We start from the raw sequence: 24182 nt of genomic DNA on the forward strand, positions 1-24182 counted from the left end.
AGCCGTGATAAACATAGATGGCATAGGATTCGGAGACGGACCGGGGATGTTCGGTCTCATATCGGCGTTGTTCCCTATCTTTTTCATCGCCATTCTGGCTTTTATCGGATTTACCTTGGTGAGGAGCATTCTGCAGTGGAACCATAACAACAAGCAGCCGATACTGACGGTAGAAGCGCGGGTCGCCACGAAGCGCACGCAGGTATCCCACCACCATTCGGCTTCGAACGAATCCATGCACAGCCACTCCACGGACACGGCATACTTCGTCACGTTCGAGGTGGAGAGCGGCGACCGGATCGAGTTTCGGGTCAGCGGGTCCGAATACGGCCAACTTGTGGAGGGGGATATGGGGAAGCTGAATTTTCAAGGCACCCGTTATCTCGGTTTTGCGCGGCACCGGGTGGTCAGTTATCCCTAAGCCTTGGCGATCGGATTCTGATGCAGGCCGAATCGACTAAAGGAGCTGAGAAATCAGCCCCTTTTTTGCCCGGTACATTCTTGTTCAATGCCGGAAATGATTTCGAAAGCTCCGCCCGATTTGTTGGAACAAACCACGATAGAACGTGCCTCTTCGGGATAATAAACAGACCTGAAGTTCACGCCAGGATCATACCCCATTAAAATATACTTCTCTACGTCCTGCTGCCGAAGCTTCATTCGAAGTCCGTATCCATAGTAAATATCGTTAGTTATATGCACATGGGGCTGCAGCAGCGCAGCGGTCGTTTCTTCGCTCAATAATTCAAATGTCATTAAACTTTCCCAGAATCTCGTCATATCCGGTGCCGTTACATAAGCGCCGCCGTCCGGGCCGCCTTTGGCGGGAAGCGAAAATACATTGGTTTTCCAACTTCCGTCTTCTTGATCGATATAACCGACTGCCGCACGTTCAGGCAAACAATCCGCTTCGAAGTATCCGGAATCCATCATGCCCGCTTTGGCAAAAATAAATTTCTCTACATAGTCGCTGAATGCGAGTCCGCTGAGGTGTTCAACGACCAGTCCCAAAACAATATAGCCTCCGTTGTTGTAATGGAACACACGACCGACCTCATGCTTCATCTTCTTATCCGCAAACAAGGGGAGGAAATCTTGAGGCCGTCTGACGCGGTACATGGGATAATGGGTCCATAAGTCTTCGAAATTATCCATAGTCTCTTCATCGAAATAGTCGGGTATTCCGGAAGTATGCGTTAACAAATGATGAATCGTGATTTCTGGATCAAAATGTTTGAACTCTAAAGGGAGACAGTCCTGCAGCCTGGAATCGTAAGAGAGTTGACCTTTCTCCACTAGTTGGCAGATTGCTACGGCTGTAAACAGCTTGCACCCGGATGCTATTCCAAAGCGGGTATCTGCCCGATTGCGAATCCCTTCGGAACGATTGGCATAGCCGCCGCTGAAGTTCACGAGCATCTCGTCCTTGTTTCTTGCGAGGGCTGTACCGGAAAATCCGATTGCTTCTTTAAGGCTTTTCATGGACTCGGTGATGATTTCTTTCATGTCGCTTTCCTCCGCTCTTTGTACAGGAAACGGTATCGTTCCCATGTCTCCCTGCTCCCATAAAAAAATCCCCACCGCAGCCTGACAGAACAAGAAATTCATTCTGCTTGCTAGGGTGGGGATCATTTCATATCCAGGGCTTTCGTTTATTTCCGCATAACAGGCGAAACTTACAGGCCTTTGGTTTTATCCTCGTTGTACGAAGATGTGAAGATGGCCACGATAAACATGGTAAGCACTGCAATAATGATCCAGAAAGCATGAGACATCCAAGCGCACCTCCAAGTAAACATACGTTAGCCTAATTATACCCAATCACCGTTCAAAAGAAAATGACAAAAATGTGAACAAGGTTATTACATCATCGGCTGGTTGGCTTTCCGGTATTCATTCGGCGAGCAGCCGGTCACTTTTTTGAACACTTTGCTGAAATATTTCTCATCGCCGTACCCGACCATTTCGCTGACCTGGGAAATCCGCAGGTTGGGATTCATCATGAGCAGCTTCGCTTTGTCGATGCGGATGGCGCCCAGATAGTCGGACAGATTCGTGCCGAATTCCTGCTTGAACTTGCGCGAAATATATTCACGGGAGAGGAAAAAGCGGCCGGCGATATCCTGCAGGGAAATTTCCTCGTGATAATGCGTCTGCAAATATTTCGCGATGTCGTAGATGACGTTCTTCTCGCGGTGCTGCCTTTTGAGCAGCTGCTTCGAAAGCTGGACGAACGAATGCGTCAGCTCCTGCTGCCAGTCGGCAAGCGAGAGCGTGCCCTGCTCGTTCAGCGGGACGATGGTCTGTCCGTTCCCGGTTTCCGAGCGCAGCTCCGCGAGCAGCTCTTCGGGACCGTCCGGGAAGAAGTCCTCGATCCATCGGCCCCGCATGGTGTCCGCTTCGCGGCGCCACTGCTCGATCTGCTCGAGCGTAATGGCGCTCAGGCTCCGCACGCCGTCGAACCACGCCTGCACGGCGGAGGAGATCTCTTCGGCGCTGCCGCTGCGGATCGCCGTCCGGATCACCTCCTCGAAATCGCTGAAGCGCAGCCGCCGGGCCTGGAGGCCTTCGGGCCGGACAGCCTCGTGAATCCAGCCGACGCGGCTGAGCAGATTGCGCTGGCGCAGCGCGTCGCGGGCTTCGCGGTAAGCCGCCGGAAGGCCGTCCGGGAAGGCGTGGGCTCCGCTGAGCCCGAAATCGAGCCGGCTGTGCAGGGCGGTCAAGATGCCTTCGTTGATGTCTCCGAGAAGGGCGGGGACCTTATCCGGCTCGCCCCACACCAGGAGCACGATCTCGTTGGAGCTCCAGTAGCGGAAGGCGGCCCCGCGGCTGCGGCGATGCAGAAACTCGTTGCAGATGTTGATCAGCGAGAAGAAGAGCAGGTCCGTGTTGCGGCCGAATTTGTTCTTCAGCTTCGTCTCCATTGTGACCATGCTGAGGATGGCGATACGGCACGAGCCCGTTCCCGCCGGAAGGCCCCAGTCGGCCTGCAGATCCCGGACGGCGCCCGGATTCTGCGCGGGCTCGTCGAGCAGCCCGGACAACTGCCGGTCCCAGTAGACCGGCTTGATGCGGTTCATCTCGATGTTCCGCTCCAGGCTCCGGGAGCGTTCACTCTCTTCTTTGTTCCAACTGGCGACCGCTTTGGCCAGCGCCTCGTTAACCTGATCCGGATCGATCGGCTTCAGGATATAGTCGGTTCCGCCGTATTGGATCGTATGGCGGACGAGAGCGAAATCGTCGTGGCCGCTGATTACGATTGATTTGGCGGAAGGGTCGTTGGCCTGCAGCCATTGGAGCAGCTCCACGCCGCCCCTTACCGGCATCATCATATCCGTGATGATGATCTGGGGCTTTTCGCGCCCGATCACCTCAATGGCTTCTTCTCCGTTCTCCGCCTCGAATATTTGCGAAATGCCGTGTTCTTCCCATTTGATCAGCATCCGCAGAGCATTGCGGACGTGTTTCTCATCGTCTACGAGTAATGCGATCATGTTGTGGTATCCTCCCCGAGCGGAATGCGCATCGTAATCCGGACGCCGTGCGGGTCCGTATTTTCAAGTGTCAGCGAAGCTTGCGGATCGAAGTAAAGGCGCAGTCTCGTCCTCACGTTGCCGATCCCGATTCCGCCTTCTTCGTCCATCCCGGTCTCCTCGCGCATAACGGCAAGTCCGGCTTGCAGCTCCGTCAGCTTGTCCTCCGGGATGCCGCGTCCGTTGTCCTCGACTTCCACGAAGAGGACGGGCCTAGCGCGGGGCCCGCCGGAAGCGGGCGACGCGTCCGCCGCAGCGGAATCTTCGTCCGTCCGGGATTCCGGCGCGTTTCTCAGAGCGGCGTCGCCGTCGGCTGCGGTTCCTCTCTCTGCGCCGATCCCGACTGGACCCGCTTCTCCGCCCGGTTCGAGCGGGATCTCATCGGGTCCCGTCTCACCGCCGGGTTCGAGCCTGACCCGTACAGTCAGATGCCCGGGGCCGAGCTTCGGATCGAAGCCGTGCTTGAAATAGTTTTCCACCAGCGGCTGAATGATCATCTTCGGAACCTCGATGCCGAGAGCGGCTTCGTCCAGTTCGAAGTCCGTGCGGAATTTGCCCTCGAACCGCTCCTTCTGGAGTTCCAGATACGCTTTCACATGGCCGATTTCCATGGAGAGCGGGACGGCTTCCTGGTTCGTGTTCATGCTGTAGCGCATCATTTTCGCCAGCGAGTTGATCAGCGAGTAGATGCGCGGGACGTTATGCTGGAGAGCCAGCGTGCCGATGGACTGCAGCGCATTGTTCATGAAATGCGGGTTGATCTGGGCCTGCAGCGCCTTCAACTGGTTCGTTTTATTGGCAATGTTCAGTCTGTACTCCCGCAGAATCAGGTTGTTGATCGTCTCCATCATCGTGCGGAACCGGCGGACCAGAATGCCGATTTCATCCTGCCCTTCGCCGTCTACGCGGGCCGTCAGATTACCGGCCTGGATCTGATTGATCGTTCCGATCAGTTTTTTGATCGGGGCGGTAATGCGGATCGTCACGAACAGAGTGGCCGCAATGACGAGCAGCAGGGAAACCGCCGCGATGATGATATTGATCTGGGTCAGGCTCCGCGCCCCCTCATACAGATAGCTGTGCGGGATTTCCTTCACGAGCGTCCACTTCATGTAAGGGGTGTCCATTTTTTCGTACAAATAAACCGACTTGTTCAGTTCCAACTGCCCGCGCGGTTCCTTCGACTCCAGAATCGGGCCCGTCCAGGCAGCGGAGAGGGGTTTGCCGATCAGAGCGCTGTCCCCGGAATACACGACCATGCCCGACTGGTCGAGCAGGTAAAGACGTTCGTGCTGCTTGTTAAAAAGCTGGTCGGCAATGTCCTGAATCGCCTCCAGCTTGATATCGATCGACAAAGTCCCCAGCCATTCCGTCGTCGGGACGTTGTAGATGGCCCGGTGTAATGTAATGACGGGGCGGGGGTCATAATAAGGTGGACTCTGCCCCAGGCCGTAAATGGAACTCATATGCGTGGGCTCCACGACGGAAGACGGGTTGCCGGTCGTATATGGCTCGCTGAAATTATCCGTATCGTAGCCGCGTTTCGGGATATCCCCGATGAGCAGCGTAGACCTGCGGGCTTTTGCCATATAGAAATAGATCTGGTAAATGCCGTCTACGGAGTGAGTCATATTTTGCAGCAGGGTATAGGTCTGGGCTTCGTTCGTGTAATCATGCACATTCCGCCGGAGCATCAGTAGAATGCCCGGATCGTTATAGAGGGAGAGCGAGTTGCGGTTTAGCGTATCCATGTACGCTTGTACATTCGTTTTGCCCTGGTAAATCAGGTTCGCGTTCTCCTGAATCAGTTTCGTTCCGACCGAACGGGTGGTGTAGAAATACGTGACGATCATGGAGATGACGATCGGAATGACGGTTGCGGCCAGCATGAGCAGGATGAGGCGTGTACGAATGCTGCTTTTGTTCATCGGGCAGACTCCTCAGATCAATATATTCCACCTAACGGTTCACCTCGTGCGGTAGTGGGGAGCGGGTGGAGCGCCCTATACTAAATACACAACCTTCCGTAGAAAAAGGAGGAAGACAGATGCATAAGCGTTCATCGCAATGGGGTCAGCAATTATTTTTTCTCGGACCTGCGGTCCTGTTCTTTACCCTGATCATTATCATCCCTTTCCTGCTCGGCATGTACTACTCGTTCACGAACTGGAACGGGGTATCCGGCGAAGTCAGTTGGGTGGGCTTTGATAATTTTAAAAGAATCTTTACCCAGGATCAAGATTTCTGGAGTGCGTTCTGGTTTACCGTCCGGTTTACGATCGTGGGCGTCGTGCTGTCCAATCTGGTCGGGTTCGTTCTGGCGTATCTGCTGACGAGACCGCTTAAGACCCGGAATTTCCTGAGAACCATCTTCTTTATGCCGAACGTAATCGGCGGGCTTCTACTCGGGTTTATCTGGCAGTTTATTTTCGTAAAAGGGTTCTCCGCTATCGGTGAAATGACGGGAATCGGTTTCTTCAACCTTCCGTGGCTCGGGGATTCGACCACCGCCTTCTGGGGCATTGTCATCGTATTCGTCTGGCAGACAGCCGGGTATTTGATGGTCATTTACATCGCGGCTTTCAGCAATGTGCCCAAAGACGTGATCGAAGCGGCACAGATCGACGGAGCTACGCAGGGACAAGTTCTGCGCTCCATTATGATTCCGCTCATCATGTCGGCCGTTACCGTCTGCCTGTTCCTCGCCATCTCGTGGACGTTCAAGATGTTCGATCTCAATTTGTCGCTGACGAAAGGCGGACCTTTCCGCTCGACCGAATCCGTCGCGATGAATATTTACAGCGAAGCGTTCCAGAACAACCGGTACGGTCTCGGAACAGCCAAGGCGCTGGTGTTCTTCATCGTCGTTGCGGTCATCACGTGGCTGCAGGTCCGATTCACGAAAAGCAAGGAGGTCGAAGCGTAAATGGAAGCACAAAACCGTTACTCCGGGCGTGTGTTTATCGCCGAAATCGTAACGTTTGTCATCGCTCTTCTGTTCCTTGTCCCGTTTTACTTCCTTCTCGTGAACTCCGTGAAAAGCTTCGGCGACCTGCTTTCCAATGCCGCCAGTTGGCCGGAATCGTTTCACTTCGAGAATTACAAGCGGGCCTGGAGCATCACCAAATTCCCGACCGTCTTCTGGAACTCTCTGATCGTTACCGTGATCAGCAACATCGGCATCGCGCTCATCAGCGCCATGGCGGCTTACCGGCTGGTGCGCTATAAAAGCCGCATCAACCAAGTCCTGTTCGGCATGTTCGTGGCCGCGATGGTCATCCCGTTCCAGTCGATCATGATTCCTCTCGTGAAGGTCCTCTCCGGCGTAGGCTTGATGGACAGCCTGTGGGGCCTGATCATCTGCTACCTGGGATTCGGGGCGCCGATGGCGATCTTCCTCTTCCACGGATTCGTGAAATCGATTCCTTTGGAGATCGAAGAGTCGGCTGTCGTGGACGGAACGTCCCCTTACGGCGTGTTCTGGCGCATCGTGCTGCCGCTGCTTAAGCCGATGTTCGTAACCGTCATCATTCTCAACGCTCTCTGGACGTGGAACGATTATCTGCTGCCGTCGCTCGTCCTGCAAAATCAGTCCCTGCGGACCATTCCGCTGGCCACGTTCTCGTTCTTCGGCCAATATATGAAGCAGTGGGATCTGGCTCTGCCGGCGCTCGTGCTCGGGATTACGCCGATTATCATTTTCTTCCTGGCCATGCAGCGCTATATTATCGAAGGCATTACGGCCGGATCGGTTAAAGGCTGACATACGGATCTGACAAAGCGCGTGAGGTCAATTTGTTCCACTCAACAGATCAACAGCCTACGTGTTAACGGCTTTTTCCGGTCTCTATAATGAAGAAGAAGTCATCGAGAAAGAAGCAAGACCATAAAGGGAGGTTTCACCATGAAAAAGCTTTCTACACTCGCACTCGTTTCCGTATTCGCGATGTCCACCGTGCTCGCAGGCTGCGGAAGCGGCGATTCCGGTAAAACCGCGGATGGCGGCAATGCGGCCGAAGGCGGAACGAAAACGATTAAAATTTTTCAATTTAAAGTTGAAATCGCGGAAGCGCTGAACAAAGTCAAAGCCGAATACGAAAAAACGCATCCCGGCGTGAAGCTGGACATCCAGACCGTAGGCGGAGGCGCGGATTACGGCGCGGCGCTTAAGGCGAAGTTTGCCGGCGGCGATACGCCGGACATTTTCAACAACGGCGGCTTCCAGGAAATGAACACGTGGATGGAACATCTCGAAGATCTCTCCGACCAGCCCTGGGTAAAAGACCTTGTTCCGGTTGCGAAAGAACCGATGACCAAGGACGGCAAAATCTACGGACAACCGATGGGACTGGAAGGCTACGGCTTCATTTACAACAAGGACCTGTTCAAGAAAGCCGGCATCACCGAGCTTCCGAAAACGCTGACTCAGCTCGACGAAGCCTCGAAGAAACTTCAGGCGGCGGGTATCACGCCGTTCGCGAACGGCTACCAGGAATGGTGGGTGCTGGGCAACCATACGCTTAACGTCGCGTTCGCCAACCAGCCGGATTCCAACAAATTTATCGCCGGCCTGAACGCCGGAACCGAGAAATTCAAGGGAAACCCGGTCTTCGAGCAGTGGACCAGAATGGTGGATCTGACCCTGAAATACAGCAACAAAAATCCGCTGACGACCGATTACAACACGCAGGTCACGATGTTCGCGAACGGCCAGGCCGCTATGATGCAGCAGGGCAACTGGACGCAAGTTCAGATCGACGGCATCAACAAAGATCTGAACATCGGTATTCTGCCGATGCCGATCAGCGACGACGCGGCTCAAACGGACAAGCTTTATGTGGGCGTTCCGAACAACTGGGTTATCAACAAGAACTCCAAAGTCAAAGCCGAAGCCAAAGAATTTTTGAACTGGCTCGTCTCTTCCGATGCGGGCAAAACGTTTATCACCCATGACTTCAAATTCATTCCGGCCTTCACGAACATCGAAGCCAAAGCAGAAGATCTCGGCGACTTGGCCGCGGATATTATGACGTACAGCAAAGAGAACAAAGTTCTGGGCTGGAACTCCTCCAAGTATCCGGAAGGCGCCATGCAGGAATTCGGAGCCACGATGCAGGCTTATGTAGCCGGCAAGAAAACGAAAGATCAAATGTTCGACGACTTCCAGAAAACGTGGGACAACCTTAAGGGGAAAACCGCGCAGTAAGGAAAAAGCTTAAGAAACGCTTGCGATGTGAATCGCAGGCGTTTTTTTGTGTGTGGTAAAGCTTGCGGATGTATGGCGGGGAGCGGCTCTCGGTAAGGGAAGGAAGCGTAAGAATGCAGAACGAAGATTAAGGAAGAACCGGTAAACGGAGGAAAGGCGGTCCCTTATCCGTAAGGGGACCGCTTTTGTTTATTCGGAACCACGCCCTCGTGTAAGGGCCCAAAAGAGAAGGGCCAGCCCGCTGACGGCAGCGCCGAAAAGGCATACTCCGCTCCAGCCGCCGATAGCGTACAAGCCAGTCGATACAATCGCCCCGGTGGCGCTGCCGAGCGAGTAGAAGATCATGTATCCGGCAGTTAACCGGCTGCGTGCTTCGGGGCGTACGGTGAAGATTAAGCTCTGGTTCGTCACATGGACGGCCTGGACGGCAAGATCGAGCAGGATGACGCCGATGACCGCGGCTGCCAGTGAATGGGGCGTGAATCCGATAAAGCCCCAGGACGCCAGCAGCAGAACCAGAGCCAATCCGGTGGTTCGCTGTCCCAAGCCCCGGTCGGCCAGCCTGCCCGCTCTGGCGGCAGCTAAAGCCCCGGCTGCTCCGGCAAGGCCGAATGCGCCGACAGCCGTATGGGAAAGCGACAGCGGAGGCGCGCTGAGAGGGAGGACAAGGCCGGTCCACAAGGTGCTGAACGCGGTAAAGATCAGGAAAGCCAGGACAGCGCGTATCCGCAGCAGGCGTTCTTCCATAAACAAAGCGAAAACCGACCGGAGCAGCTGCGGATAAGAGAGCTCCGTCTTTTTGTGAAGAACATCCGGCAAAATCCGGTACAGGGCGGCGCCCGTCGCGAACATCAGCAGTGCCGAGGTGAGATAAACCGATCTCCAGCCGGCCAGATCCGTCAGAGTGCCGGCGAAGGTTCGCGCCAGCAGGATGCCGATTACGATGCCGCTCTGCACCACGCCTACGACGCGCCCCCGTTCAGCGGAGGAGGCAAGGGTGGAGGCGTAGGCGACAAGCACTTGAGTCACGACGGCGAGCAGCCCGACAGCGGCCATTCCGGCCAGCAGTACCGGAGCGGACGGGGCGGTGCCGACGATCAGGAGAGCGCCCGCCGAGAGCAGCATCTGAACGACGATCAGCCGTCGCCGGTTCAGCAGATCCCCGAGGGGGACGAGCAGCAGCAGGCCCAGAGCGTAACAAATCTGAGTTACGGTAACGACAAGGCCCACGGCAGCGGGAGCTACCCCGAATTCGGACGCAAGAGCGTCGAGCAGAGGCTGCGCGTAGTAAATGTTGGCTACGGCAAGCCCGGATGCGGCGGAGAAAAGCAGCGCCTTCGAAGCGGACAAGGAAGACGGGGCCGATGCCGGAACGGGGAGTGAGGCTGGAGCCGAAGGCGATGCGGAATGGGATTGCGCTTTCGATTTCCATTTCGGTGGCGACTTTGGTGACGATGCCGAAGCAAATAACGAGGTCGGTGCCGGTTTCAAATCCGATGCCGACGTCTGATTTTGATGGTGAGCCGCAGCCGGAGTCGGGACTGAAGCATCTACAACGGCAACGTCTGACGCTGCTTTCGCATCGGATGCGCCATCCGTTTGTCCGGCGGGAGAGCCGATTTTGCAGGGGGGAACCATGTTCATTTCACTCCTTTGGGTGAATTTCAATGTTTATAATATACCGAATGGTACATAATGATTGTTAAATTACCAGCAAAAAATACATCTGTCAAGGGACGTTTGAAGACGCAGCGTAAATTAAAAAGAGCTGTAACACATATTTTCAACCAACACTAGGGGTGTCGTCAGGTGTCATACAACAGAAGCCCTTGATTTATTGACAAGAACCAGAAGGGAAACTAAAATGATAACATACTGAACGATATATTAAGGGGTGTTCCTATGGTCCGGCAAAGAGAATTCGATGAGGACGCTGCCTTGGATGCGGCCATGCGGTTGTTTTGGGAAAAAGGATACGAGGCCGCTTCGTTAACCGAATTGACGGCCAGAATGGGCATCCAGCGGCCGAGCATGTACGCCGCTTTCGGCAGTAAGAAAGAGCTGTTCGAGGCCGCTCTGCGCAGCTATACACAGGATCACGCCGCCCGCGTCCGGGCCAAACTGCAAAGCCGCACTTCCGTAAAAGACGCCTTTTGCGCTTTGTTCGAAGGAATCGTAGCGGATGAATACGAGGGAAACCTGAACCGGGGATGCTTCAGTATTAACACGATGGTGGAGCTGGCGCCCCACGATGAGAAATTCGAGATTCTTACCAGGGAGCATCAACTGTACCTCTCGGTAATTTTCCAGGAAACGATTGAACGGGGCATACGAGCGGGGGAGCTGGATGCGGCACTGGAAGCAAGAGGAACAGCCCAGGCTCTGCTGGTTTCGCTGATCGGGCTTACCGTCATGCTGAAATCCCGCCCGGACCGGCAATTCGCAGATAACACGGTAAAGACGGTGCTAACTTTGCTTCGCTGACCGGCTGGATTGACACCGGACGTTTCAAACCGCGTGCAGCTCTCGGCATGTGGTGCGGCGCCCGGAAAAAGGCTGCCTGAACCTGATGAGCGTGTAATCGAACCGATTACATTTTGTAAGCGAAGGGTATAGTAAAGAGAAGGTTTGACGTCGTTTCACTTGTCTCTCTACTATAAAAGAAGGTGACTTATGACATACGATTCGATTATTGTCGGAGGAGGAATTGCGGGCCTGCAGGCGGCCATTCAGCTTGGACGCTACGGTCATCGCGTCCTGGTTATTGACGCGGGATACGGCCGCTCCACTCTGTGCGCCAACTACCATAACGTGCTCGGCTACCCCGACGGGATATCCGGCGAAGAGCTGCGACGCACGGGCCGGGGGCAGGCCGAGGCGCTGGGCGTCGCGTTCGCCGAAGGACTGGCCGTCCGGCTTGCGGGCTCGCTGGAGTCCGGCTTCCGCGTCGGCGTGCGGAAGCTCCTGCCGGACGAGCGTGGCGGACGGCATCCGCTGGCGGCGCACGATCCCGGCGGGCAGGGGCTGCCCGATGAGTCCGGTGCCGGGCCGGACGCCGAATACACCGGTGCCGCGCTGCTGCTGGCTACCGGGGTGATGGACCGCTTCCCGGAGCTGCCGGGGCTGCGGGAATGCCTCGGACATACGGTGTACGTATGTCCGGACTGCGACGGCCATGAGGTGGCGGGCCGGCGGACGCTCGTGCTGGGCGCGGGAAACCCCGGCGCCGGCATGGCCTTGACCCTGCGTCCGCGGACGGACAAGCTCACGTTCGTGAATCACGAACGGAGCCCCGTTAACGCGGACCTGCAGGAGAAGCTGGAGCACGCCGGCATCGACACCGTCGCCGGGCCGATTGCCGCCATCCTGGAGGATGGCGGCAAGATCGGCGGCGTGGAGTTGGCCGGCGGCGAGACGCTGTCCGCCGAGAGAGGGTTTCTCGGCTTCGGCGGCAATGCCGTCCATTCCGGTCTGGCCGCGCAGCTCGGCGTGGAACGGATGGAGAACGGCCATCTGCTGGCCGATCCGCGCAGCAAAGAAACGAATATCCCGGGCGTCTACGTTGCCGGAGATATCGGGGTGCACGCCGAGCAGCTTACCGTTGCGATGGGCGAAGGCGCCATGGCGGCTATCTGGATGAACAAAGCGATCCGCAAGAAGAATAACTGACCGCACGAAAAAGGCGGAGGACGGCACCTGTCGGACAGGAGGCCGGTCCCTCCGTCTTTTTTAGTGCCCGCGGCGTTGGAAGACTTGGATTACGCGAGAGCTTGGCTAGGCGTGGCGTGACAATCCGGCCGATTTCTTTTTTTAGATAAAAAAATTTCAAAAGAAGGTTGTAAAAGCCGGGCTCCGTTCACCTTATTAAGTGAAGGAGCAAAGCCGTGCCTTTTTTCAAGGCTTGGCTGTCCGGCGGGAGACGCCCGGATTAGCTCCTACCTTTAGAATGAACCTGAGGAGGAACCAATCTATGGCGGAGTATGCGAAAATTTTACGGTGGACCAAGAGCGATGCGGTTTACGGGCTGAAAACGAACATCCAGCTGCCTTCCGGCGCATCGATCGGAACGACCGGCGGTTTTATTAATTTTTACCTGGGGGCTTACGGGTCCAATACGAATTACGAGTGCGGCCTGTCCACGAACTATACGGAAGCGCAAAACGGCAAGTGGCACTGGTTCTGGAACACGGGAGCCGCCAACGACGGCGGCGCCTTCAATCTTGCGGCCGGAAGCACCGTGCCCATCGAGCTGTCCGTCAACAGTTCAAACAAGCTGGACTTCAAAGTAAACGGCACCGTGGTGAAAACTTTTTCCGGCGCGACGGGCACTTTCGGTTCGCTTACGAGTGCGCGGCTGGTAGTCGCGGCCTGCGACCGGTCGTTTACGACGATTCCGAATCCCTTGCCGAACTGGAATACGCTCCATAACCAGGTGGTGTGCAGCGGCATCAGCTTCCGAAACAGCGCGGGTGCGTGGACGGTGCTTTCCTCCGCGAACTCGACGCCGCCTTCTTCGACCACGTTCTGGCCGGACGGCTACACCCATACGGGAACACCGGCGGATTACACCAAGGTCGTGTCCACCGGCCAGTTGATCGCTTCGCTCAAGCGTTAAAACGAAAAAGAGTCTTCCTCGGTTCTCTAAGCCGGGCGAAGGCTCTTTTTGCAACCGGCATGGCGGAACAGGCTGCAGGGAAATAAGCGGGAAGCCGTGCCTGCGCGATGATTCGGGCGGATTTTGAAATCTATCGCGCTTAATATCTAGAAAAGATGTATGATATTTCTATAAATACAATTAATTGAATGAGGTGAATGTTGTGACCGAACGCTCGAACCTGAAACTGAAGAAGGGGAAAAACCCGTGGAGCCTGACGATCCGGCTGCTCAATATTTTGCTGATACTGGTTATAGTGGGCATAGTCGTTTTTGTAGGCTTATGGTTTGTAGGTATTTATGGAATGAATGCAAGGGGGTAAAAAGCTTCTTTACTTAAAATAAATGTGTAGCATCTCAGCAGTGTGCCTTTCGGATTTTGAAAGAACATATTCAAACGCCAAAGTCCCACGGCTAGGAGCGGCACGTTGTGCTGCAATGATGCTTTGCGTCTACAGGCAAGCGCAGGGCTGCTGCTTCTGTAACCTCAACGGGAGAAGGTGTTACTTATGGTGTACTTGATAACGCCAGTCGGAATCATATTTTTAACGATTATTATAGTAATAATAATTGCTGCAATTTTATTTCTAATAAAGAACTTATATAAAAAATAAAAGCTATCGGTGTACTTATATCAGTTAGAAGTATATGAATGTAAAGTACTTCCCTCGGTTCTCTAAGCCGGACGAAGGCTCTTTTCGCATCTGGTATGGCGGGATAAGCTGCAGGGAAACAAGCGGGAAGCCGCGCCTACGCGATGATTCGGGTGGATTTTGAAATCTAACGTTCGTAATATACGGAAAATATGTATTATATTTCTATAAATATAATGAATTTAATGAGGTGAATATTGTGACCGAGCGCTCGAAACTGAACCTGAAGAGGGAGAAAAACCCATGGAGCCTGACGATCCGGCTGCTCAATATTTTGCTGATACTGGTTATATTGGGTATTGCGCTTTATGTGGGCTTATGGATTGTCACCATACTTGGAATCAACATATAGGGGCAAGGGGCTTCTTGGAGAGAAGCCTTTTTCTATGCAATGAATTACCCTCTATTCAAAAAATGGGGATTCGTATATGCTGGGATAGTAAATTTTACCCAATTGCTAGAGCGGTCGTAAAATTTGCTGCTTGTAAAACGTTTATGGGGGAATTTTTCGAATGAGAAAGCTTGTCAGTTTTTTATTTGTTTTTACCTTAGTTTTCAGTATGATGGCCGTTACAAATGCAAACGAAGCTTCAGGCAGCGGGAGTGTTCCACAACCTGGCTATCTGCCATATGCAGAGGTAGGTGTTCTATCGGAAGGACTAGCCTGGTATATGGAAGCCGGGGAAGAGACCGATTCCTTCGGATTCATCGATACATCTGGGAAAATCGTGATCAAGGCCCGGTTTGAAGCTGCGGGAATATTTCATGACGGGCTCGCTCCCGTCCGAATCGATGGATTATGGGGCTATGTCGATAAAACCGGACAGTTTGCTGTGCCACCTATTTATACGGGAGTGGGAAGAGTATTTGAAGAGGGGTTTGTCCAAGTAGTAAAAGACGATAAATGGGGGTATGTGGATAAAACCGGAAAAGAAGTGATTGCGTTTGATTATGAGGATACCAACCCGTTTAATAACGGGCTTGCTCCCGTGAAAAAAAATGAAAAATACGGTTACATAAATAAAGAGGGCAAAGAGGTCGTTCCGTTCCGATACGAAGCCGCTTCAGTTTTTAGTGAGGGAAGGGCTATGGTTAAGATCAAGGACAAGTGGGGCGTTATCGACCAAAATGGCATAGAAATCGAAAAGCCAAAGTTTGAGGAAGCTTTTCCGTACAGCCGCGGCTTGGCAGCTGTCAAACATGAAGGAAAGTGGGGATACATCGATTTGTCGGGTAGAGAAGTCATCCAAGCACATTATGATGAAGCCCGACCCTTCCAAGAAGGTGATCTGGCGCCCGTTCAAATCGACGGCAAATGGGGGTATGTAAATAAAGAGGATACGATGATCATCCAGCCGCAATTCATTGATGTATATACTGTTTTTTCTGAAGGACTTGCCTTGGTGTCCATCGAAAACGAAGATGAAAATGAAATGTTAGGCTACATTGATCAAACGGGAAAAGCCGTTGTGTCTTATAGCTACGATTTGATGGGTTCCTCTTTTAGCGGTGGTCTTGCTACCGTAGCGGACGGCGGACAAGGAAGTTTTTATTTTATGCCGAATCCGCTGAATGTCCAAACTCAGGAGCCGCAAACTCATTCCGCTTTGCCTTCCGCGTCCAAAGTAATGATAAACGGGCGGGAAGTTTCCCCGGAGGCTTATAACATCGGCGGGAACAATTTTTTCAAGCTGCGCGATTTGGCTATGCTTTTGAACGGGACGAACAAAGGGTTTGAAGTCGGCTGGGATCAAGATGCCAAGGTTATTCGCCTCATCTCGTCAAAAGCTTACACCGAAGTGGGGGGAGAACTTGCCGCAACCGGCCAGCATTCCGTCAAACAGGCGGCCCCTGCTACGGCAAAGCTGCTTGTAAACTCGGAGGAGGCCCGCTTCACAGCCTACTCGCTCGATGGCAACAATTATTTCAAACTTCGGGATCTTGCTCAAGCGCTTGATTTTAACGTTTCGTGGGATGCTGCCTCAAACGCTTTAACGATCGATACGAAATCCGGCTACCAGCCCGAGTAAGATGACATAGAAACAGATTCAACAAAAAAGGAGGCTCACGTCGAGCCTCCTTTCTTTGCTTTGGCTGAATTCCTTCTCCGCGTAGACGGGGCCTGCTGCAAACCGGATGCGTTCGGCTTATCCCGCTTGTCCGTCTGAGCGGTAATGCCCCGCTGACTCGATGCGTCCCGCAGGCCCTGCGGGTCCGGAGGCACCGACACGCCCTGTGCGTCACGCACGTCCGCAGATCGCGGCACGTCCTGAAGCTCTGCCGTAGCGGCCACTCCCGCCTCCGGCCGCTCGTTCAGCTCCGGCAGTCGGACGCGCGTGGCCGGTCCTGCCCCGGCAGCCGCTTCCCGCTCGTCCGCCGCGTCCGCACCCGCCTCCGGCCCGCGAAGGCTGCCGGCTTCCCCTTCGCGGGGCACGAAGTGCGCCGCCACGTGGGCGAACGTGTCCAGCGCTTCTTCGCCCGAGCGCGTCAGCCCGTACAGCCCGCGCCTGACGCGCGTGAACCAGCCGTACACGTTGCGCTGGAGCAGGGCCGCCGTCTTGGCGTTGCCCGTAAGCTCGCGCAGGCGGCGGGGAGAGAGCGGTCCCTGCTCGCGGAGCAGCAGGGCGCAGTGCAGCGCCTTCTCGCGGTAAGCCGTGACGAGCTTGAGCCCGCGGCTGCCGCCGACGTTGTAGTCGGCGCTGCGCTCGCGGAACTCGCCGAGCACGCGCTCCGCGGCGCGTTTTCGCACGGACGTCTTCCGCGCGGGAGCGGCGTCGCCGAAGCCCGGAGGCTCACACACCACCTCGACGGCGGGCTTCTTCGTTTTGTAGAACTGCACCGTGATAAGTCCGAGACCGAGCCGGCCGCACAGCTTGCGGATGTCCGCCCAGGTCATCCGATGGGGGACACGTCCTTTGGCGGGAAGCTCGATCGCGATATAGACGCGGTGCGTCACGTCCTGCCGCCGGAGTCCCTGAATCAGCAGGGGGACGGTCAGGCTGCGTTTGAGCTCGACGACGACGGGCGGCTCGCCTTCCAGGACGGCGACGAGATCGCAGTGCCGCACTTCTCCCCGGACGTCGTAGCCGAGCTTCTCCCAGTAGGCTTTAACCGGGCCGTACAGCTCCGTTTCGCTCCGAATCGCCACTGTTTTATGCGCCCCCTTCCTTCTTAAACGGTTTTTCCGGTTTCTTGATTATAGCATGAAAAAGACGTGCGGGACGGGTACCGGCGGTAAAGACTTCCACCGATCTCCCACCGGTTGTGAGGCTTGTTTTTCCTTTGTTCCTGTACAAATTTAGTGGCAAGAATTGTCCTTGGACCGCATAGGATTGTAGTACCCTAAAATCACTATCACGAGCTATCCGCTCTTTTGAGTCAATGGCAGTGAGAGGAGGTACCCATGGATATTTTCAAACGCATCACGGAGCACCGGACCGAGAAGGAACAGCTTGCATGGTCGGGCACGCTCCGGGAGTATCTCGAGCTCGTGCGGCAAAATCCGGGTCTAGCGATGACAGCCCATGCGCGTGTATATGAGATGATCGCTTCTCACGGCATCCAACAGAACGACGGGCACGCCCGGTACAACTTTTTCGACCAGGAGATCTTTGGGCTCGACCGCGCAGTCGAAAAGCTGGTGGAGGAGTATTTCCACTCCGCCGCACGGCGTCTGGATGTCCGCAAACGGATTTTGCTGCTGATGGGGCCGGTAAGTGGAGGCAAGTCGACGATCGTAACGCTGCTGAAAAGGGGTTTGGAGCAGTTCTCCAAGACAGACCGGGGAGCCGTCTATGCGATTAAAGGCTGCCCGATGCACGAAGATCCGTTTCACCTCATTCCAAGTGAATTGAGGCCGGAAATAGAGGCCGAGCTGGGTATCCGCATCGAAGGGAACTTGTGCCCGTCCTGCCAGCTCAGGCTGAAAACCGAATACGGCGGCAACATCGAGAACGTGCTGGTCGAGCGGGTGCTGATCTCCGAGGACGACCGGGTGGGGATAGGCACGTTCAGTCCGTCCGATCCGAAGTCCCAGGATATTGCGGACTTGACCGGAAGCATTGATTTTTCCACGATCACGGAGTACGGCTCCGAATCGGACCCGCGCGCCTACCGTTTCGACGGGGAACTGAACAAGGCGAATCGCGGACTAATGGAGTTTCAGGAAATGCTGAAGTGCGACGAGAAATTTCTCTGGAATCTGCTGTCCCTGACGCAGGAGGGCAATTTCAAAGCGGGCCGCTTCGCGCTTATCTCGGCGGATGAGCTGATTGTGGCGCATACGAACGAATCCGAGTACAAGGCGTTTATCGCGAACAAAAAGAACGAGGCTCTCCAGTCGCGGATGATTGTCATGCCGATTCCTTATAATCTGAAGGTAACGGACGAAGAGAAAATTTACACGAAGCTTATCAAGCAGAGCGACATGTCGCATATCCATATTGCGCCGCACGCGCTGCGGGCCGCCGCTATTTTCTCCATTCTGACACGGCTTAAGGAAACGAAGAAACAGGGCATGGATCTCGTGAAAAAAATGCGGATGTACGACGGCGAAGCCGTGGAAGGCTACAAGGATGCGGACCTGAAAGAGATGCAGAACGAGTATCTGGAAGAAGGAATGAGCGGCATCGATCCCCGCTATGTCATCAACCGGATTTCCAGCGCGCTCATCCGCCACGATCTTCAGTGCATCAACGGACTCGATGTGCTGCGGGCGCTGAAGGAAGGACTGGACCAGCATCCGTCCATCACCCGGGACGAACGGGAGCGGTACCTCAACTTTATTTCGGTCGCCCGCAAAGAGTACGACGATATCGCGAAGAAGGAAGTGCAGAAAGCGTTCGTGTACTCGTTCGACGAGTCGGCCAAAACTCTGTTCGATAACTATCTCGACAATATCGAGGCGTACTCCAACTGGGGCAAAATCAAAGACCCTCTGACCGGGGAGGAGATGGACCCCGACGAGCGTCTCATGCGTTCGATCGAGGAGCAGATCGGCATTTCCGAAAATGCGAAGAAGGCGTTCCGCGAAGAAATTCAGATCCGGATTTCGTCTTACTCCCGCAAAGGGAAGAAGTTCGATTACAGCACGCATGAACGGCTGCGCGAAGCGATTGAGAAGAAGCTGTTCACCGATCTGAAGGATATCGTCAAAATTACGACCTCCACCAAGACGCCGGACGAAAGACAGCTGAAGAAAATCAACGAAGTGACCCGGCAACTGATTGACGGGCACGGCTACTGCCCGGTTTGCGCGAACGAGCTGCTGCGGTATGTCGGCAGTCTCTTGAACCGGTAATTTTTTTCTTAAACCAAGATAACCGAAGAATACCGCCTAACTATCGTGAATTGACGAGGTAGGCGGTTTCTGTTGTCCGCACAGGAACTTCGCTAATCGGGTTTACGCTATGGTAACATTAGGATATCGGTTTGCTGCGGTTGGTTTGATTCCCGAGAGGGAATTATACAGGCGCGGCTCATTTTATTAGGAGGAAGCACCCCGCCATGGCGAAAAACGAAGCACAAATGGATTTGACCCAAGGCCCGATTGCGAGAAAATTGCTCCTGTTCTCCCTGCCCGTGCTGTACGGGAATGTGCTGCAATCACTGAACGGGACGGTTAACAGCATCTGGGTCGGTAAATTTTTGGGTGAAAGCGCTTTTGCGGCTACATCCAATGCGAACAATGTCATGTTTCTTATGCTCAGTTCCATTTTCGGCATAGGAATGGCATCCACGATTATGATCGGGCAGAGCATCGGAGCGGGCGATATCGCCCAGGCGAAGCGGGTGGTGGGAGCAAGCGCCCTGTTTTTCTTCACCCTTTCGCTGGTCGTAGGTCTCCTGGGCGTGCTTTTGTCCCCGCAAATTTTGCAGTGGATGCACACTCCCGCGGATGCGATGGACATGGCCAACGCTTATCTGAGAATTATTTTTATGAGCATGCCGTTTATGTTCTGCTATAACATGATTATGACGATCCTGCGCGGCGCGGGGGATTCCAAAACGCCCTTCCGGTTTCTCGTGCTGTCCATCATTCTGGATATCGCGCTGAATCCGCTGCTTATTTTCGGCTGGGGTCCGATCCCCGCTCTCGGCATTTCGGGCTCCGCGCTGGCTACGGGCATCTCGCAGCTTGCCGCTCTCGTCGCTATATTAGGGTCGCTGTACCGGAAAAAATATTTTCTCCGCATTACGCGCGAAGACCGGCATCTGCTGCGCTTCGACGGGGCCATCATCGGATCGCTGGTAAAGAAAGGCGTTCCCATGGGGCTTCAAATGATCGTGGTTTCGACAAGCTCGCTGGCTATGATCAACCTCGTAAACCGGTTCGGATCGGAGGCGACGGCGGCCTACGGGGCGGCGATCCAGTTGTCTTCTTACATCCAGATGCCGGCTATGGCGATCGGCGGAGCCGTTTCGTCGTTTGCGGCCCAGAACGTGGGCGCGGGCAGGTGGGACCGGGTGCACCGCGTAACGGGCGTCGGGGTCATGTACAATGTCCTGATGACGGGCGTTCTCGTCTGCCTGATCTATTTGTTCAACCGCAGCGCCCTGAGCCTGTTCCTGCCGGAAGGCCAGGCCATCGAAATCGGCATGCGGATCAACCTGCTGACGCTTTGGAGTTTTATCATTTTCGGCATTACCTTCGTGGTCTCGGGTGTCGTTCGTTCGACGGGGGCCGTCATGTTCCCGCTTCTGATCACGTTCCTGGCGCTTTGGTGCGTGCGCATCCCGCTCTCGTATTATCTGGCCGATTCCTACGGTCTGGATGCCGTATGGTGGAGTTTTCCGGTCGGATTTACGCTGGGTTCCCTCCTTTCGGTCGCCTACTATTTCTGGGGCAATTGGAAAAAAGCAAGCATGCTCGCCGGCGGCGTTCAAAAAGCGTAGCGTCCGCTGCGTCTGTACCCTTTTCCAAGCTAAATTCCAAGCTAAATTCCATAGGCTACATTCATCCGGATTTATCTAGGCAGGCGCCCAAGTTTGGGCGCTTTTCTCACGTTCTGGGCATCTGTTCATACGATGTGTTAGATGCAAAATGCCTTTGGGCACAACATACAGAGGGTGAGGGATTGCTTATGACATTTGAAACTCAAGGTCAGGGCACATACGGTCAGGACATGTACAGTCAGGGCACATACAGCCAGGACATATACGGTCAAGGCACATACGGCCTGCAGCAGGAATGGAACCAAAACGAATGGAGCAGTACGGAAGCGGAAGAAGAAGCGCGTAAGCAGGGAGAATACGAAAGTCCCGCCGGTTATCATGGAGGTCAGGGCGGCTACCATTGGGGCCAAGGAGGTTATCATGACGGCGGTTACCATGGAGGTCACCACGGCGGCTATCCTTACTATCCCTATTATCCGTACTACCCGCAGTCTTACTACCCGTACTATCCGCCTTACTACAACTATCCTCCCTACTATCCGTATCCTTATAAAAGATAACGCAAAGGATATAGGCGTAAGGCCGCAGCAGGCTGTCCGCGGAAGCGGGCGGCCTTCCTTTCTTCAGGCGGACAGCAGGGGGAAGGACGGAAGAGGGAGATTCTATTGAACAAATGAAGTATAATAGAGACATAACCCGTAATCGGACAAGATAAGGATGGTCGCTTGTGCTTAGATCAATTTCGGATACGTTATTTTTACTGGCTTTAATTCTGCTCATTGTGTCGGCAATCGTGAGCGGCATCGGTTTCCAGGCTTTTACGATGAGAAGAAAAGACAATGACCCGCGTCAAATCGAGGTTCCTAACAAGCAAAAGCAGCTCGAAAAGCAGAACAAAGGCATGGCCGGATTCATTCGTTCCAAAATTACGCTGACGGCGGTCGTATTTGCTTTGGTGTCTGTCGTTTTGTCCTATTTGGAGCGGTATGTGTAAAATAGAGAAACAAATCCGCAGGCGTAGAAATGCGCTTGTCCGGGATTTGTTTATAGGTATAAACTATAATGAAAGTAGTTTTTGTGTATTAGACATTATAAGTGTTTCTCTTCATACTGAATGTACTACCCGCACAGACGGGAACGGGAGGCGTTCGGAATGAAGGAAGCGGAACAGGGAAAATGGGACGCGGGGCATTATGACACGCAGATGCATTTCGTATCCAAGTTAGGCAAAGGAGTGGTGGAGCTGTTAAACCCGGCGGCGGGGGAATCGATTCTCGATCTGGGCTGCGGAACGGGCAGTCTGGCTCATGAAATGGCCCTTCTCGGCGCGAAAGTGACGGGCGTGGATTTCTCGGAGACGATGATCGAGGAGGCGAGGCAGAAGTATCCGGAGCTTGCTTTTGAGGTGGGGGACGCGAGGACATACCGGAGCGGCCGGACGTTCGACGCGGTATTCTCCAACGCCGCGCTGCACTGGGTCCCGCAGGCCGATGAAGCCGCGCGGACGGTAGCGGAAGCGCTGCGGCCGGGAGGGCGGTTCGCGGCCGAATTCGGCGGCTTCGGCAACGTGGCCCGGATCGAGCGGGCGATCCACGAGGCCGTTCGCGAAGCCGGGATCGATCCCGAGCCGCGAAACCCCTGGTATTTCCCGACTATCGGGGAATATACGGGCGTGCTGGAGAGGGCCGGGCTCGATGTCCGCTGCGCGGAGCTCTTTGACCGGCCGACGCCGCTGCCGGGAGGAGAGCAGGCCATCCGGCACTGGCTGCATGCGTTTGCCGGCAGCTTCTTCGCCGGAATCGACGCGGCGACGCAGGAGCGCATCACGCAGGGCGTGGAGGAGCGTCTGCGCCCCGCGCTGTTCCGAGACGGCGTCTGGACCGGCGATTACTGCCGGATCCGGGTGCTGGCCCGGAAGCCGCTGGGCTGAGGCGGGCGGGGGCCGGCAGGCCGAAGGGCGCGCTCTCCGCGTGAAGCTCGCGGCAGGCACGCCGGGCACAGGTCCGCGCCGCAAGATTCGCCGCGGCTGTGCTCACGCCCACGGCATGCGCCTGCGCTAGCCCGACGCCCGCGCGATAAACTCCGGCGCGAGGACGATCTTCTCGTGAGCGCGGCCGGGATGGCGCTTGCGGTACAGGAGCGTCTCTACCGCCCGGATGCCGAGGAGCTCCTTGCTCAGCTCGACCGTGCTGAGCGCAGGCGACGAAGCGGCCGCCGCTTCGATGTTGTCGAAACCGATCACGCGGCACTGTCCGGGGATGTCGAAGCCCCGCTGCTTGAGCAGAGCCATCAGCCGCAGCGCAATGTGATCGTTCGCGCAGATGAAGCCGTCCGGCAGCTCGCTCGTGGAGACGGCGCCCACGCGGACCGCCAGATCGTGGGGCCACGTCGGACTCAAGTAAGGCACGTTCCACTTGCTCAGGCAGACGGGACGGCCGGATTCCGCCGCTTCCTCGGAGGCAATCCGGCAGCCTAACGCGCGTTCCCTGAAGCTGACGGAGAAGGAGTCGCTCCCCACGAAAACGAGCGAGTCGCAGCCTTCCCGCAGAAGCTGCTTGGTCGCGGCCACTGCGGCGTCGACATTGCTGTTGACGACGCAGTCCACGTTAACGAGCGGCTCCTCGTGGTCCACGAGCACGAGCGGCAGTCCGGTCTGCTGCAAGGAGATGACGGCCCGCGTCGAAAAGGTGCCGAGCAGAATGTGGCCCATACAGCGTGCGGGGTCCAAAAATCCCGGCATGGCCAGCTCGTCTTCCCGGTGAGGCGGGACGGAAATCAACATATAGTGCGCTTGGAGGTCGCGGCACGTTTGAGCGAGGCCGTCGATGACCTTTGGCCAGAAGAACGGGTCTTGCTGCTTGGCGCTGTGTATCCATACCAGCATATAAGGATCGGAGGAAGAAGAGGTTATTTCTTTTCTTCTGCCATCCCACTCCTGGAAAAGTCCGGCCGCGGCCGGGCTTTTGTTTATTTTTTTTCGGTAGCCCATAGTCCGGGCGGTTTCCATGATTTTCAGCCGCGTTTCGTCGCTGACCCCGTCTTTTCCTGAAAGCGCTTGTGAAACGGTGTATTTTGAAATGCCAAGCCGGTCGGCAATGTTTTGCATGGAGACGTGTTTACTCATCGTGCACCGCCTTTAAGTGGGTTCGGTTTGACAGCTCTGCCCCCTCATTTTTCCTTCAAAAAAAGGTTCTGTCAATACCCGCGGCGCAAATAGTTGCGGGATTTTTTCCGGCTTTCTTT

Annotated in this window: 21 protein-coding genes; 15 read left to right on the plus strand and 6 right to left on the minus strand. The window is 55.1% G+C overall.

The genetic code is table 11. The features are described from left to right. Positions 1-4 precede the first annotated feature (4 nt). A complete protein-coding gene (locus ABH899_RS04210; protein ID WP_369994262.1) occupies positions 5-421 on the plus strand; it encodes a DUF2500 domain-containing protein in 417 nt (138 codons plus the stop codon). Between the two features lie 53 nt (positions 422-474). Here ABH899_RS04210 and ABH899_RS04215 read toward each other — a convergent pair whose 3' ends face one another. The 3 genes from ABH899_RS04215 to ABH899_RS04225 all read right to left on the minus strand — a co-directional run bounded on the left by ABH899_RS04215 (position 475) and on the right by ABH899_RS04225 (position 5461). Next, entirely contained in the window at positions 475-1506 is a 1032-nt protein-coding gene (locus tag ABH899_RS04215) for a serine hydrolase domain-containing protein (protein WP_369994263.1), read from the minus strand. A gap of 356 nt (positions 1507-1862) precedes the next feature. Beyond that, positions 1863-3494 carry a response regulator gene (locus tag ABH899_RS04220; RefSeq protein ID WP_369994266.1) on the minus strand — a complete coding sequence of 544 codons (1632 nt, stop codon included), beginning with the start codon at positions 3492-3494 and terminating at the stop codon, positions 1863-1865. Further along, entirely contained in the window at positions 3491-5461 is a 1971-nt protein-coding gene (locus ABH899_RS04225; RefSeq protein WP_369994267.1) for a cache domain-containing sensor histidine kinase, read from the minus strand. Before ABH899_RS04225 ends, ABH899_RS04220 begins: the two co-directional genes overlap by 4 nt. Before the next feature lie 119 nt (positions 5462-5580). Here ABH899_RS04225 and ABH899_RS04230 point away from each other — a divergent pair, with 119 nt between their 5' ends. The 3 genes from ABH899_RS04230 (at position 5581) to ABH899_RS04240 (ending at position 8739) form a co-directional block, all read left to right on the plus strand. Further along, entirely contained in the window at positions 5581-6459 is an 879-nt protein-coding gene (locus tag ABH899_RS04230) for a carbohydrate ABC transporter permease (protein ID WP_009676154.1), read from the plus strand. Next, positions 6460-7296 carry a carbohydrate ABC transporter permease gene (locus ABH899_RS04235; protein WP_369994269.1) on the plus strand — a complete coding sequence of 279 codons (837 nt, stop codon included), beginning with the start codon at positions 6460-6462 and terminating at the stop codon, positions 7294-7296. Positions 7297-7437: 141 nt separating this feature from the next. Next, positions 7438-8739, plus strand: a complete 1302-nt coding sequence (locus tag ABH899_RS04240; RefSeq protein WP_009676202.1) for an ABC transporter substrate-binding protein — start codon at positions 7438-7440, stop codon at positions 8737-8739. Positions 8740-8928: 189 nt separating this feature from the next. Here the strand turns inward: ABH899_RS04240 and ABH899_RS04245 are convergent, their stop codons facing one another. Further along, on the minus strand, positions 8929-10377 hold the full coding sequence (locus ABH899_RS04245; RefSeq protein WP_369994273.1) for an MFS transporter: 1449 nt from the start codon (positions 10375-10377) through the stop codon (positions 8929-8931). 264 nt (positions 10378-10641) lie between these two features. Between ABH899_RS04245 and ABH899_RS04250 the strand changes: the two genes are divergently transcribed. The 6 genes from ABH899_RS04250 to ABH899_RS04275 all read left to right on the plus strand — a co-directional run bounded on the left by ABH899_RS04250 (position 10642) and on the right by ABH899_RS04275 (position 16075). After that, entirely contained in the window at positions 10642-11223 is a 582-nt protein-coding gene (locus tag ABH899_RS04250) for a TetR/AcrR family transcriptional regulator (RefSeq protein WP_369994276.1), read from the plus strand. A gap of 189 nt (positions 11224-11412) precedes the next feature. Then, entirely contained in the window at positions 11413-12408 is a 996-nt protein-coding gene (locus ABH899_RS04255; protein WP_369994279.1) for an NAD(P)/FAD-dependent oxidoreductase, read from the plus strand. Positions 12409-12709: 301 nt separating this feature from the next. Next, positions 12710-13354 (plus strand): hypothetical protein, encoded by a 645-nt coding sequence (locus ABH899_RS04260; RefSeq protein WP_369994281.1) that lies wholly within the window; start codon positions 12710-12712, stop codon positions 13352-13354. Positions 13355-13556: 202 nt separating this feature from the next. After that, the gene (locus tag ABH899_RS04265) at positions 13557-13715 is read left to right on the plus strand and encodes a hypothetical protein (RefSeq protein ID WP_369994283.1); all 159 of its coding nucleotides are present in this window, start codon (positions 13557-13559) and stop codon (positions 13713-13715) included. A gap of 573 nt (positions 13716-14288) precedes the next feature. After that, positions 14289-14561 carry a hypothetical protein gene (locus ABH899_RS04270; RefSeq protein ID WP_369994286.1) on the plus strand — a complete coding sequence of 91 codons (273 nt, stop codon included), beginning with the start codon at positions 14289-14291 and terminating at the stop codon, positions 14559-14561. Continuing rightward, on the plus strand, positions 14558-16075 hold the full coding sequence (locus tag ABH899_RS04275) for a WG repeat-containing protein (protein WP_369994287.1): 1518 nt from the start codon (positions 14558-14560) through the stop codon (positions 16073-16075). The genes ABH899_RS04270 and ABH899_RS04275 overlap by 4 nt, the downstream gene beginning before the upstream one ends. Positions 16076-16110: 35 nt before the next feature. On the opposite strand, the gene ABH899_RS04280 is transcribed toward ABH899_RS04275, so the two are convergent. Further along, positions 16111-17193, minus strand: a complete 1083-nt coding sequence (locus ABH899_RS04280) for a DUF2161 family putative PD-(D/E)XK-type phosphodiesterase (protein WP_369994289.1) — start codon at positions 17191-17193, stop codon at positions 16111-16113. A gap of 255 nt (positions 17194-17448) precedes the next feature. On the opposite strand from ABH899_RS04280, the gene ABH899_RS04285 reads away from it, so the two are divergent. The 5 genes from ABH899_RS04285 (at position 17449) to ABH899_RS04305 (ending at position 22869) form a co-directional block, all read left to right on the plus strand. Next, entirely contained in the window at positions 17449-19344 is a 1896-nt protein-coding gene (locus tag ABH899_RS04285) for a PrkA family serine protein kinase (protein ID WP_009676078.1), read from the plus strand. 206 nt (positions 19345-19550) lie between these two features. Beyond that, the gene (locus tag ABH899_RS04290; protein WP_369994292.1) at positions 19551-20939 is read left to right on the plus strand and encodes an MATE family efflux transporter; all 1389 of its coding nucleotides are present in this window, start codon (positions 19551-19553) and stop codon (positions 20937-20939) included. A 188-nt stretch (positions 20940-21127) separates the two neighbouring features. Beyond that, entirely contained in the window at positions 21128-21499 is a 372-nt protein-coding gene (locus ABH899_RS04295; protein ID WP_369994295.1) for a hypothetical protein, read from the plus strand. 167 nt (positions 21500-21666) lie between these two features. Continuing rightward, a complete protein-coding gene (locus ABH899_RS04300; protein ID WP_009676200.1) occupies positions 21667-21933 on the plus strand; it encodes a hypothetical protein in 267 nt (88 codons plus the stop codon). Positions 21934-22092: 159 nt separating this feature from the next. Further along, complete coding sequence (locus tag ABH899_RS04305; RefSeq protein WP_009676180.1) at positions 22093-22869, plus strand: class I SAM-dependent methyltransferase; 777 nt, start codon at positions 22093-22095, stop codon at positions 22867-22869. 126 nt (positions 22870-22995) lie between these two features. On the opposite strand, the gene ABH899_RS04310 is transcribed toward ABH899_RS04305, so the two are convergent. Next, positions 22996-24063: a LacI family DNA-binding transcriptional regulator gene (locus ABH899_RS04310; RefSeq protein ID WP_369994296.1), complete on the minus strand. Its 1068-nt coding sequence runs from the start codon at positions 24061-24063 to the stop codon at positions 22996-22998. Between the last annotated feature and the right edge of the window lie 119 nt (positions 24064-24182).

Source organism: Paenibacillus sp. RC84 (genome assembly GCF_041260495.1).
GTDB lineage: Bacteria > Bacillota > Bacilli > Paenibacillales > NBRC-103111 > Paenibacillus_F.